The organism is Azospirillum sp. UENF 112521, from assembly GCF_058780665.1.
In genome coordinates this window covers 524,826-537,069 of record NZ_JBSNCI010000009.1, presented here as the reverse complement: position 1 = coordinate 537,069, position 12,244 = coordinate 524,826, and the positions used below count along the sequence as shown (strand labels likewise).

Here is a 12,244-nt window from a genome sequence, read left to right as displayed (position 1 = left end):
CCCGCCCCTCAATCCAAAGTCGGTTCCATCCGCTTGCCCACCCGCCGTTGGGAGTCGACGGCGGCACGCAGGCGGTCGCGTGCGGCACCGCGGCTGCCGGCGGTGGCGGCCGGGCGCAGGCCGTTCAGGGCCGCCAGGAAGTTGGTGCCGGCGCGGCCCTTCGGTTCGGCAACGATCCGGGCCGGCAATGCCGGGATCTCCTGCGTCACCACATCACGGCTGGTATCGATGCCTGCGGTCTCCGCCGTCTTCGCCTGGACGCGGGCCTGCTGCGCCTCCACCCGGGCGCGGGCGACGATGCGGTCGCGCAACTCGGCGTCGAGCGTGCGGAACACGCGCGACGCCTCGGTCAGCTCGTTCTCCCGGCCGCTGTCCAGCGTCCGCTTCAGGGCGTTGGCGAGCAGGCGGCATTCCAGGACGCCGGGCACCCGCTCGCGCTCCACCGCGCGGGCGAGGACGCCGACGGCTTCGAGGGTTTCGCGGTCGAGAGTGCCCTGGGGCATGGTGCGGCCCGATCCAAAAGGGTTAGGGCCGACACTATCGGTCGGCAAGCGAGCTTATTCAACCCGCTTGTTAACCTTTTGTGCGGCGCACCCGGATCAGCGCCCGGCGGTGGCTTCCGGCCGGTCCTGCTCCACCGCTCCGCGTCGCTGGAGCCACTCGGCGATCATCCAGCAGAAGGCCGCCCAGGCGGCGCCGACGCTCCAGCCCGCCAGCACGTCGGTCGGCCAGTGGACGCCGAGATAGACGCGGCTCGACCCGATGATGAGGGTCAGCACCATCGCCCAGGTCAGCAGATAGGCCTTGGTGCGCCGGCCCTCGACGAACTGGGTCAGCAGGGCGCCCAGCGTCAGGTAGACGACGGCCGACTGCATGGCATGGCCGCTGGGGAAGCTGGCGGAGATCACCTCGTCGCCATGCGGCACCAGATCGGGGCGGGCGCGGTCGAACAGCATCTTCAGCACGGTGCTGAGCATTCCGCCGCCGCCGACCGACACCAGGACCAGCAGGGCCGCCGCCCGCTTGTGCAGCAGCAGCAGGAAACCCAGCGTGGCGACGGTCAGGATGGCGAGGATGGTGGTGCTGCCGAGCGAGGTGATATCGCGCGCCACCCGGGCCAGCCACCAGGGGCCGCCGGGCTGGTCGGGGTTCAGCGGATCGCGCAGCGCCATCAGGATGCGCTTGTCGAAGGCGGTGGTTTCGCCCTCCATCACCTCGCCGGCCAGTTCGACGAAGCCGAACAGCAGGCCGGCGATCACCGAGAGGCTGACGAGCATGCCCAGCCGGTGCCGGCTCAGATTCGCCCAGAACCCGTTTTTGCCGAACCCGTTTCTACCGCCGCCTCCGACCGCTTCGTTCCGGTTCACCCGCACCCTCCATCCCGGTTGCCGTTCAGGCGGGAGAGAGAAGCCGCACCGGTGAGCCGGCCGTCCAGGCCAGGATGTCCTCCAGGGCGTCGCGGTAGAACACCGCATAATTCTCCCGCGTCACGTAGCCGAGATGGGGCGTCAGCACGGTGTTGGGAAGGTCAAGCCAAAGGCTGTCTTTCGGCAGAGGCTCGATGGGGAAAACGTCGATGCCAGCGCCGCCGATATGGCCATGGCGGAGCGCATGGGTGAGCGCCACCTCGTCCACCAGCCCGGCGCGCGAGGTGTTGACGAACAGCGCGGTCGGCTTCATCGCGCCGATCTCTTCGGCCCCGACCACGCCGCGGGTGCGCTCGCTCAGCACCAGATGGACGCTGACCACGTCGGAGGTGGCGAACAGCGCGCGCTTCTCCACACGGGTCACCCCGGCCTCGGCGGCGCGTTCGTCGGTCAGGTTGGGGCTCCAGGCCACCACCTCCATGCCGAAGGCTTGGCCGACCCTGGCGACCTTGCTGCCGAGCTTGCCCAGCCCGACCAGACCCAGCCGCTTGCCGCCGAGATCGCTGGTCAGGCCGGTCTGCCAGCGGCCCTCGCGCAGCGCCTGCTCTTCGGCCGGGATGCGCTTGGCCAGCGCCAGGATCAGGCCCCAGGTCAGTTCCGCCGTCGGCGCGCCGACCATGCGGGTGCCGCTGACCGGGATGCCGCGGGCGGCGCAGGCCTTCAGGTCGATGGCGTTGTTGCGGGCGCCGGTGGTGATCAGCAGCCTGAGGTTCGGCAGCCGCCCGATCAGGGAGGCCGGGAACGGCGTGCGTTCCCGCATGATCACCAGAACGTCGAAGGGCTCCAGCGCCACAGCCGCCGCGTTCTCATCGCCGAGCGGCTTTTCGAACACCGTCAGGCTGCTTCCCGCCGGAAGCTGCGACCAGTCGGCGAGGTCGCGGGCGACCTCCTGATAGTCGTCGAGGATGGCGATGCGCATGGAGCCCGTCCCCCTTTACTTGGTGAAGTAGGGCGCCAGATTGGCGCGGATGCGGTCCAGCACCGGGACGGCGGTCGCCGGCACCTCGAACGGGCGGCCGGTGATGGTCTCGCCGGCTTCGATGTAGACGCGGGCGGCCTCCAGAACCACGTCGGCGGGGATCTCCGGAACGTCCTGGGTGTAGGGATCGCAGCGGGCGACGACCCAGTTGCGGACAAAGTCCTTGTCGAAGCTCTCCGGCTTCTCGCCGGCCTCGAACCGCTCCTGATAGCTGCCGGCGAACCAGTAGCGCGAGCTGTCGGGGGTGTGGATCTCGTCGGCCAGCAGGATGTTGCCGTCGGCGTCGAAGCCGAACTCGTACTTGGTGTCGACCAGGATCAGGCCGCGCTCGGCCGCCATCTTCTGGCCGCGGGCGAACAGGGCCAGCGCCTTGTCCGACACCTCGTCCCACTGGGCGCGGGTCAGCAGGTTGCGCTCGACGATCTCGGTCGCCGTCAGCTCCTCGTCATGGCCGGCGTCGAAGGCCTTGGTGGTCGGCGTGATGATCGGGGTGCCGAGCTTCTGGTTCTGGCGCAGCCCGTCGGGGAAGATGTGGCCGTACATCTCGCGCCGGCCCTGCTTGTACATCGACCAGATCGAGGTGCCGGTGGTGCCGGCCATATAGTCGCGGACCACGACCTCGACCGGCATGATGGTCAGCCGCTTCGCCACCACCACGTTGGGGTCCGGGTATTCCAGCACATGGTTGGCGCAGATGTCCTTCGTCGCCTCGAACCAGAAGCGGGCGGTCTGGGTCAGCACCTGCCCCTTGAACGGGATGGCGGTCAGGGCGCGGTCGAAGGCCGACAGACGGTCGGTGGTGATGAGGATGCGCCTGCCGTCCGGAAGGTCGTAGTTTTCACGCACCTTGCCGCGGTAATGATTGGGCAGCTCCGGGATGAAGGCGTCGCGAAGAACGTTGGTCAGGTGCGGGGCGAGCAGGGCGGTGTCAACCATGGGATCCTGGTCCGGATGCAGGGGCGGATGCGAGAGGCGCGCATGATACCCGAAACCCCTGCCGGAGCCAGGACGCTAATTTAGGAGGGAGGATCGCTGTCCGATGCATGACGGGACCATCGAAATGCCGGATCCTGAGCTTGCCGGCGACTATGTCCTGACGCCCGGAGTCGTCCGCGTCTGGTTCGCCGATCTCACCCGGCTGTCCGGACAGAAGGCGGCGATGCGCGCCCTGCTGTCCGCCGACGAGGTGGAACGCGCCGACCGCTTCCTGATGGAGCGGTTGACCGACCGCTTCATCCTGCGCCGCGGACTGCTGCGGCTGCTGCTGGGGCGCTGCACCGGCCGCGATCCGGCGGGGCTGGTCTTCGACTATGGGACGCACGGCAAGCCGTCGCTGCCCGGCGGCCCGGCCTTCAACCTCAGCGACAGCGAGGACAGCCTTGCCATCGCCGTCGCGGCGGAGGGGCGGATCGGCGTCGACATCGAGCGGCTTCGTCCGATCGAGAGCGCCGACGGCATCGCCGACCGCTTCTTCCACGTCACCGAGCGCGCAGCGCTGCAAGGGCTGGGGCCGGAGCGGCGGGACGAGGGCTTCCTGCTGGCCTGGACGCGGAAGGAGGCCTTCATCAAGGCGGCCGGCGTCGGGTTGTCGATGCCGCTCGACCGGTTCGCGGTGGAGGTGAGGCCGGACGCGCCGCCGGCCCTGCTGGAGATCGGCGAGGATCTGCGCGGCGATGTCGGCCTGCCGGCGGACTGGAGCCTGTTCGACCGCCGGGTGCTCCCCGGCACCATCGCCGCCATCGCGGCGCATGGCACCGGCTGGACCGTGGAGACCAGGGTGATCGATGTGGGGTTCGCGGGATAGGGAGACCCTACCTCACTCTCCCCCGGCCAGCGTGCCGGTCAGGCGGTTGCGGATGGCGGAGACGGCGCATTCCAGCGGGCGGTCGTCGTCGGGCTTGGGGGCCTTGTCCATCACGTCGGGGCACATGTCCTGCGCCATCCACACCTGCGCCTTCGGCGGGACCGGGGCGTTGGGGTCGCAGGTCGCCGGGTCGGGGTGGGTTTCCTCGGTGCTGCCGTGGGTCGGCTTGACCTCCAGGTTCGGCGAGACGCCGAAGCAGTCCACCAGCGCGCCCGACGGGCGGTAGTAGCGGGCGGTGGTCAGCCGGATGCCGGTGTCGACGCTGAGCGAGGAAATCGTCTGCACCGAGCCCTTGCCGTAGGAGCGGGAGCCGAACAGCAGCGCCCGGTGATGGTCCTGCAGGGCGCCGGCCACGATTTCCGACGCGGAGGCCGAGCCGCTGTTGATCAGCACCACCACCGGCAGCCCGGCCATCAGGTCGCCGGCGGTGCCGCGGTAGGTGCGGGATTCCTCGGGATCCCGGCCGCGGACGGACACGATGTCCACCGTCTCCAGGAAGCGGTCGGCCACCTGCACCGCCTGCTCCAGCAGGCCGCCGGGGTTGTTGCGCAGGTCGATGACGGCGCCGGTCAGCCGGCCCTTCGATTGCCGGCGCATGTCCTCGATCGCCGCATCCAGCGCCGAGGAGGTCGACTGGTTGAAGGTGGCGATGCGGACATAGGCGACGTTGCCCTCCAGCCGGTAGCGGACGGGCTGGATCTTGACGATGGCGCGGGTCAGCGAGACGCGGGTGTTGGCGTCGGTCGCCGGCGGGCGGCGGATCGACAGGGCAACCGAGCTGCCGACGGGCCCGCGCATGCGGGCGACGGCGTCGTGCAGGTTCAGCCCCTTCACCGCCACATCGTCGATGCGGGCGATCAGGTCGCCGCTGCGCAGGCCGGCACGGGCGGCGGGCGAACCGTCGATGGGGGAGACGACTTTGATCAGGCCGCTTTCCTCGTCCATCGTCACCTCGATGCCCAGCCCGCCGAACTCGCCCTGCGTCTGTTCGCGCAGGTAGCGGTAGCGCTCGGCGTCGAGGAAGCTTGAATAGGGATCGAGCGAGCCCAGCATGCTGTCGAGCGCCGCCTCGGTCAACAGCCGGTCGCTGGCCTTCGGATTCTCCGCCTTCTTCTTCTTCAGCCCGTCTTCCGCCTTGTCGATCAGCACCTGCGGATCGAAGGGCTTCACATGCTCCGTCAGGACGCGGCGCATGGCGTCGGAGAAGAGGACGTAATTGCGGTCGGCGGTCGACAGCGAGCCGTAGCCGCGGATTTTCGCGAAGTCCGTGCGGTAGCGGTCGAGCGCCGCGACGGTGTCGGCACGGCTGGTGGGCGCCACGGCGCAGGCGGGCCCGATCGCCACCATCATCAGCAGCAGGGCAGCCAGCAGCTTCGCCATCCTTGGACCCTCTTGACTGGCCGATCCGGCCGGCGGTCTTGCACGCATCGTTCACTATACCAGGGTTTCGCCGGTTGCCCCGACCCTAGCACGTCGTTCGCCCATTCTCAAAGTCCACCCGATTTCGGCAAGAGGGCATGCCGGGGGTGGAACGGCCGAACCGCACGATGGAGCGGAGTCCTGACATAGGATGCACAAACAGCGATGTCGCGCGCCCCGATGGGACGCACGACCGGCGCGAACGGACGAGTGCTTTCGGAGAGTGGGGACGCTAAAGGACCTGGGGAGAGGCGCTCAGTAGGCGCCGCTGCCCTTCACCACGACGCGCACGGTGCGCAGCATGATGCCGATGTCGGCCCAGAAGTTCCAGCCGACGACATAGGCGGTGTCGAGTTGGACGCGGCGCACGTAATCGACGTCGCTGCGGCCGCTGACCTGCCACAGCCCGGTCAGGCCGGGGCGGCAGCGGGTGTAGAAGGGGAAGCAGGCGTGATAGTAGGACACCTCGTCGTCGATGATCGGGCGGGGGCCGACCAGGCTCATGTCGCCGCGCAGCACGTTGACCAGCTGCGGCAGCTCGTCCAGGCTCGATTTGCGCAGGAAACGGCCGACCGGGGTGATGCGCGGGTCGTTGCGCAGCTTGCGCGTCGCCAGCCATTCGGCGCGCGCCTCCTCGTCGGTGGCGAGCAGCCGTTCCAGCACCTCGGCCGAATTGACCACCATGGAGCGGAACTTCAGGCAGGTGAAGGAACGCCCGTCGGCACCGACGCGCCGGTGGCCGAACACCGCCGGTCCGCCGTCGCGCGCCACCATCCAGGCCAACACCAGCATCAGCGGTCCGAAAACGGCAAGCAGCCCCAGCGCGCCGACGATGTCGAAGGCGCGCTTGATGCGGTGCCGGTGCAGGGGAGGGCAACCGGGAAGCCGGTCCATCGCCTGCATCGCCGACCGGGTCCCGGCCATCCGGCCGGGGTCCAGACGGGGAGCGCCCAAAAGAGCGATGTTGGACAACGCCATTGTAATCTCTCGTCGCTGAACGTCTCTGGTCAGAGCATAGGACCATCCGAGAGAGGCAACGGCCAGCGCGCGAAAGGGGTCCCGCCAATGGGACCGATTGTTTGGAAACAGCGGGTTAGCCCGCCGGTACGTATCAGCAGATACGGGGAAGCTGTTCTCCGGTCAGCCAATCCACGATCCGGCGGCCGCCGAAACGGGTCTCCATCTGAACGAAGCGGTGGGAGTCTTCCACCACCCGTCCGATGCAGGCGGCGTCCCGTCCCAGCGGGTGATCGCGCATGACGGAGAGCAGGCGGTCGCACTCCTCCTCGGCACAGATCGCGATCAGCTTACCCTCGTTGGCGGCGTAAAGCGGGTCGAGTCCCAACAATTCGCAGGCCGCCGTCACCTGCGCCCGCACCGGGATGTCGGATTCGCGCAGCCGCATGCCGACGCCGGACTGGTGGGCGATCTCGTTCAGCGTCGTCGCCAGCCCGCCGCGGGTCGGGTCGCGCAGCACATGCAGGTCGGGCACCGCCGCCACCATCGCCGCGACCAGCCCGTTCAGCGCGGCGCTGTCGGACAGGATCGCCGTCTCGAAGCCGAGATTGTCGCGGGTCGACATGATGGCGACGCCATGGTCGCCCATGGTGCCGCTGACCAGGATGACGTCGCCGGGCCGCGCCCGGTCACCGGAGGGGGAGACGCCGGGCGGCACCATGCCGATGCCGGTGGTGGTGATGAAGAGGCCGTCGCCCTTGCCGCGCTCCACCACCTTGGTGTCGCCCGACACGATGGCGACCCCGGCCTCGCGCGCGGCGGCGGCCATGCTGTCGACCACCCGCTTCAGGTCGGCGAGCGGGAAGCCCTCCTCTATGATGAAGCCGGCGGTCAGGTGCAGCGGCACGGCACCCGCCATGGCGACGTCGTTGACCGTCCCATGGACGGCCAGCGAGCCGATGTCGCCGCCGGGAAAGAACAGCGGCGAGACGACGAAGCCGTCGGTCGTCATCACCATGCGCCCGCCTGGCACGTCGAAGGCGGCCTGGTCGTTGCCCTGGTCGAGATACGGGTTGGCGAAGGCGGCGGCGAACAGCTCGCGCACCAGCTGCGCCATCGCCTTGCCGCCCGACCCGTGGGTCATGTCCACCGCTCCGCGGGCGATGTCGAGCTTGCGGGTGAAGAGGCGGCGGTCGGTCATGGCGGGGGTCCGGGTGGTCGGCGGGTGTGTGGAGGGCAGGGCGTCAGGCCGAGGCTTCGGCGGCTTCAGTTTCGACCTGGGCGACTTCGGTCAACAGAGCGAGCGTTCGCTCGGCTTCCTCCGCGTCCAGGCGGGACAGGGCGTAGCCGACATGGACGATCACGTAGTCGCCGACGGCGACACCCTCCACCAGCTCCAGCGAGCAGGTGGAGGTGACGCCGCCCAGGCTGACGGTGGCGCGGTCGTCGGGCAACAGGGCGGTGACCAATGCTGGGACGGCAAGGCACATGGCGGCGATCCCCCCGGTCAGACGGCTGCGGTGGCGGTATGGGACGCGCGGGCCTCGGCCAGCCCGTCGGCGATCCAGTCGTACCAGTCCTCCAGCCCTTGGCCGGTGGTGGCCGACAGCTGGATCACCGCCAGCGACGGGTTGAGGCGCTGGGCATAGCCGATCATCCTCTCCACATCGAAGGTCAGATGGGGCAGCAGGTCGATCTTGTTGACGACCAGCAGGTCGGCGCGGACGAACATGTCCGGGTATTTCAAAGGCTTGTCCTCGCCCTCCGTCACCGACAGCACGACGACGCGGTGGGTCTCGCCCAGGTCGAAGCCGGCGGGGCAGACCAGATTGCCGACATTCTCGACGAACAGCACGCCATCCTCGGCGAACTGGCCGTCGGCCGCCAGCTTGTCGGCAGCCTGCGCCACCATCGAGGCGTCGAGGTGGCAGCCCTTGCCGGTGTTGACCTGCACCGCCGGAGTGCCGGTGGCGCGGATGCGGTCGGCGTCGAAGCTGGTCTGCTGGTCGCCCTCGATCACCGCGACGGGGAACCGGCCCTTCAGATCGGTCAGGCTGCGGGTCAGCAGGGTCGTCTTGCCCGAGCCGGGGCTGGACATCAGGTTCAGCACGAACACGCCGCGCTCGGCGAAGCGGCGGCGATTGACGGCGGCTAGCCCGTCGTTCTTCGCCAGGATGTCGCGTTCGATGGTGATCAGCCGCGGCTGGTTCAGCGCCGCGCCGCCGTCGATGGCGTCCGGCCGGTCGGGGCGGTGCCGGTCATGGGCATGGTCATGGGCGGCGTGATGATGGTGGCCATGGTCATGATCGTGGCCATGGTCGTGGTGATGCCCATGGTCGTGCCCGTGCTCATGCCCATGATCGTTATGGCTGTGGCGGAACACCGTGCCGTCGGGGGCGACATGCTCGTGGGTGTCGTCATGGTGATGGTGGGCATGGGGATGCGCGTCGCCGTGGCGGTGGCGGTAGACCTTTCCGTCGGGGCCGATGTGCTCATGATCGGCATCGGCGGCCTTGCCGTCGATCCGGGTTTCGCCTTCGCCGCATCCGCAAACCGTGCACATCACGCCCTCTCCCACTCTTCCATCCGCAAGACGCCCGCCCATCATCGACTTGCCTGCGGGCTTCGGCAAGCGCTCGTCATTCGTGTACGTCTATGCCGCAGGCGACGCAGGGATCCAGCATCGCGACCAGCAGCCGCACACGCTCCACCGCATCGTCACGGTCGCGCACCGCCGCTCCGGCGAGGCCGCGCGCCAGCGGGCCGTCGGCGGCGAAATTCCAGTCGGTCGGCGCCACCATGCGAGCATCGGCCAGGCGGCCGTCCCCGTCCAACCGCAGCCAGTGTGCCAGCCGCCCGCGCGCGGTCTCCGCCACGCCGCAGCCCTCGCCCGGACCGCAGGAGCCGGTGGCGGCCGGATCGGCCGGCCGAAGCGCGGCTATGGTCTTTTCCATCCGCCGCGGCAATTCCGCCAGATCGGCGAGCCGCGCCGCGAACAGCCGGGCCAGCCCGTCGCCGAAGCGCTCCGTCACCGAGGCGACCAGCAGGTGGTCGGCCTGCCGTTCCAGCGGGCCGGTCAGGGCCGGGGCACCGTTGCGGCGGGGGGTGGTGGCGAAACCCGGATCGCCGGCCAGCGCCGCCGCGAACCAGCCGGGCGACCGTTCGCCGAGCAGCGGCACGCCGCAGGCGCCCCAGCCGGCCAGATTCGGCGACAGCAGCCGGGCGGCCAGCCGTGCCGCGTCCGTGCCGCCGCGCGCCGCCCAATCGGCCAGCTCGTCGGCATCCCGCGGTGGCGGTCCGGCGAAGACCGTCGCCTCCAGCCAGCCGGCCACCCGGTCCAGCGCGTCGCGCAGAGCCGCCACGTCCGGCCGCAGCATGCCGCCGCCGGGGCGCAGCCCATCCTTGGCCGGATAGAGCGCCGGCAGGACGGCGGACGCCGCGCTCCGAAGCTCGCGCAGGGCCGCCGGCCGCGGCGGTACGCCCAGGCGCGCCGGCCATTCGACCACCGCCTGCCAGCCATGGCTGTCCAGCGCCTCCGCATCGGCCAGCAGGCCGCGCGCCGCGTCATGGGCGCTTGCGTCTTGTCCCAGCGCCGCCTCGCAGGCGCGGGCGACGGCCAGCCCCTGGGCGCTGCCGCACAGGCTGAACAGCAGGGGCGCCAGCCGCGCCGCCTCCTCCGCCCTGCGGCCGACCAGGGCGGCGACGGCGCGCGGGCGGCGGGTGGCGACCTCGGCCCGGCGGATGGTCATGCCCTCCCGACCGTTGTCCAGCCACAGCCGGACGGACACCGAACCTTCTCCGGGAAGCGTGGGGGTGGACATCGAAGGTTCCTGGGGCGGCATCTGCCGGGGGTTAACGGATCGCATCCTGACGGATCGGGGGTGCAACTCATTGACCTGCGTCAAAATACGTAGATCCGGCGAGGTGGGAGCGCTGTCTCGGCCATGGCCGGGCCGGCACTTTCTGCTACACTTTGCCCCAACCGCGCCACACCGTCCGGTTTCCCCTGCGTCGGGCGGGAAAGCCGGGACGGCATGATCCGATGGGCGCGACACGACATCAGAGGATGCTGGTCCATGAAACGTTTCCCTCTCGCCTCGGCCGTCCTGCTGGCCGGGCTGGTGCTGCCCGCGGTCGCCGACGCCCACACCTTCGGCGCCCATGACGCCGGTTTCGCCCACGGCTTCCTGCATCCGGTGGGCGGCTGGGACCATCTGCTGGCAATGGTGGCGGTCGGGCTGTGGGCGGCGCAGCGCGGCGGTGCCGCCTTGTGGGCGCTGCCGACGGCCTTCGTCACCGCCATGATCGGCGGCGGCCTGCTGGGCATGACCGGCATCGGGCTGCCGGCGGTGGAGCTGGGGATCGCCGGGTCGGTGATCGCGCTAGGCGCCCTGATCGCCGCGCAGTCGCGCCTGTCGCTGCCGGTCTCGCTGGTCGTGGTCTCCGCCTTCGCCCTGTTCCACGGCCATGCCCATGGCGCCGAGATGCCGGAGGCGGCGCAGCCGCTGCTCTACGGCCTGGGCTTCGCGCTGGCCACCGCGCTCCTGCATGGCGCCGGTGTCGGCGCCGCCCTGTCGCTGCGCGGCGTCGTCCGCGGCGGCACGGCCGCGCTGGCCCTGCGCGGGCTGGGTGCCGCCATCGGCCTCGGTGGCGTGGCCCTGGTGGCCTTGGCCTGAGCGCCGCCACCGGTTCGCCCAAGATGGCCAATCGATGATGGAAGGGCCGGGCGGGAAACCGTCCGGCCCTTCGGCGTTGTGGGCCCCGCGACATTTTCTACCCCGGCCGGGTGACGGCGTTGCGCCGCTGCGCGTTCACGCGCTATAGGGCGGATCGTCCCCGCCCACCTCCCCTCCACCGACAATCGACGGACCGCCCGTGGACTCGCTGATTCCCGAACTGATCGCGCTTGGCCAGGTGGTCTTCATCGACCTCGTGCTGGCCGGGGACAACGCCATCGTCGTCGGCATGGCCGCCGCCGGGGTGGCGCGGGAAAAGCGGGCCCGCGTGATCTTCTGGGGCATCGCCGCCGCGGTGGTGCTGCGCATCGGCTTCGCGCTAGCGGCGACGAAGGTGATGGACATCATCGGCCTGACGCTGGCCGGCGGTCTGCTGCTGCTGTGGGTGTGCTGGAAGCTGTTCCGCGAACTGCGCAGCCAGCGCGAGGAGGCCCAGGCTGCGGCGCTGGTCGCCGACGGCGATGAAGCCGGCGACGGCGGGACCGCAGCCCCGGCCGGCGGCGGCAAGTCGGTGCGCACCGCCGTCTGGGAGGTGATCGTCGCCGACGTGTCGATGTCGCTCGACAATGTGCTGGCGGTGGCAGGTGCGGCGCGCGAGCATCTTTGGGTGCTGGCCATCGGCCTTCTGCTGTCGGTGGCGCTGATGGGGGCGGCGGCCAGCGTGATCGCGCGGCTGCTGAACCGCTTCCACTGGATCGCCTATCTGGGCCTGCTGGTCATCGTCTATGTCGCCGTCCGCATGATCTGGCAGGGCAGCATCGAGGTGATGGCCTTCGCCCAGATTATCGGCTGACCTTATGGGTTGACCCGCAGGGGGCGAGGCGGGCGGGACCGGAACAATCGGCCTTCGATGGTGTTGCAA

Annotated in this window: 13 protein-coding genes; 3 read left to right on the top strand and 10 right to left on the bottom strand. The window is 70.0% G+C overall.

Going from position 1 to position 12,244, the window contains the following annotated elements:
- Positions 1-8: 8 nt before the first annotated feature.
- From ACWPN8_RS34110 to ACWPN8_RS34095, 4 genes are all read right to left on the bottom strand, one after another.
- The gene (locus tag ACWPN8_RS34110) at positions 9-503 is read right to left on the bottom strand and encodes a hypothetical protein (RefSeq protein ID WP_492243980.1); all 495 of its coding nucleotides are present in this window, start codon (positions 501-503) and stop codon (positions 9-11) included.
- 96 nt (positions 504-599) lie between these two features.
- Positions 600-1,277: a phosphatase PAP2 family protein gene (locus ACWPN8_RS34105; protein WP_109452438.1), complete on the bottom strand. Its 678-nt coding sequence runs from the start codon at positions 1,275-1,277 to the stop codon at positions 600-602.
- A 115-nt stretch (positions 1,278-1,392) separates the two neighbouring features.
- Positions 1,393-2,346, bottom strand: a complete 954-nt coding sequence (locus ACWPN8_RS34100) for a D-2-hydroxyacid dehydrogenase family protein (RefSeq protein WP_492243979.1) — start codon at positions 2,344-2,346, stop codon at positions 1,393-1,395.
- A 15-nt stretch (positions 2,347-2,361) separates the two neighbouring features.
- Entirely contained in the window at positions 2,362-3,342 is a 981-nt protein-coding gene (locus tag ACWPN8_RS34095) for a phosphoribosylaminoimidazolesuccinocarboxamide synthase (RefSeq protein WP_492243978.1), read from the bottom strand.
- Between the two features lie 103 nt (positions 3,343-3,445).
- Here ACWPN8_RS34095 and ACWPN8_RS34090 point away from each other — a divergent pair, with 103 nt between their 5' ends.
- On the top strand, positions 3,446-4,210 hold the full coding sequence (locus ACWPN8_RS34090; RefSeq protein ID WP_492243977.1) for a 4'-phosphopantetheinyl transferase family protein: 765 nt from the start codon (positions 3,446-3,448) through the stop codon (positions 4,208-4,210).
- Positions 4,211-4,222: 12 nt separating this feature from the next.
- On the opposite strand, the gene ACWPN8_RS34085 is transcribed toward ACWPN8_RS34090, so the two are convergent.
- The 6 genes from ACWPN8_RS34085 to ACWPN8_RS34060 form a co-directional block, all read right to left on the bottom strand.
- Entirely contained in the window at positions 4,223-5,650 is a 1,428-nt protein-coding gene (locus ACWPN8_RS34085; RefSeq protein WP_109096432.1) for a S41 family peptidase, read from the bottom strand.
- 294 nt (positions 5,651-5,944) lie between these two features.
- On the bottom strand, positions 5,945-6,667 hold the full coding sequence (locus tag ACWPN8_RS34080; protein WP_247872823.1) for a sugar transferase: 723 nt from the start codon (positions 6,665-6,667) through the stop codon (positions 5,945-5,947).
- A 133-nt stretch (positions 6,668-6,800) separates the two neighbouring features.
- Entirely contained in the window at positions 6,801-7,847 is a 1,047-nt protein-coding gene (gene hypE, locus ACWPN8_RS34075) for a hydrogenase expression/formation protein HypE (protein ID WP_492243976.1), read from the bottom strand.
- 43 nt (positions 7,848-7,890) lie between these two features.
- Positions 7,891-8,136, bottom strand: a complete 246-nt coding sequence (locus tag ACWPN8_RS34070; protein ID WP_492243975.1) for a HypC/HybG/HupF family hydrogenase formation chaperone — start codon at positions 8,134-8,136, stop codon at positions 7,891-7,893.
- A 17-nt stretch (positions 8,137-8,153) separates the two neighbouring features.
- The gene (gene hypB / locus ACWPN8_RS34065; RefSeq protein ID WP_492243974.1) at positions 8,154-9,209 is read right to left on the bottom strand and encodes a hydrogenase nickel incorporation protein HypB; all 1,056 of its coding nucleotides are present in this window, start codon (positions 9,207-9,209) and stop codon (positions 8,154-8,156) included.
- 76 nt (positions 9,210-9,285) lie between these two features.
- Positions 9,286-10,467: a nickel-dependent hydrogenase large subunit gene (locus ACWPN8_RS34060; protein ID WP_492243973.1), complete on the bottom strand. Its 1,182-nt coding sequence runs from the start codon at positions 10,465-10,467 to the stop codon at positions 9,286-9,288.
- Positions 10,468-10,722: 255 nt separating this feature from the next.
- Here ACWPN8_RS34060 and ACWPN8_RS34055 point away from each other — a divergent pair, with 255 nt between their 5' ends.
- Together ACWPN8_RS34055 and ACWPN8_RS34050 are read left to right on the top strand one after the other, a co-directional pair.
- Positions 10,723-11,322: a HupE/UreJ family protein gene (locus ACWPN8_RS34055; RefSeq protein ID WP_492243972.1), complete on the top strand. Its 600-nt coding sequence runs from the start codon at positions 10,723-10,725 to the stop codon at positions 11,320-11,322.
- Between the two features lie 199 nt (positions 11,323-11,521).
- Positions 11,522-12,175 carry a YjbE family putative metal transport protein gene (locus tag ACWPN8_RS34050; RefSeq protein ID WP_109096438.1) on the top strand — a complete coding sequence of 218 codons (654 nt, stop codon included), beginning with the start codon at positions 11,522-11,524 and terminating at the stop codon, positions 12,173-12,175.
- The last annotated feature ends 69 nt before the right edge of the window (positions 12,176-12,244 follow it).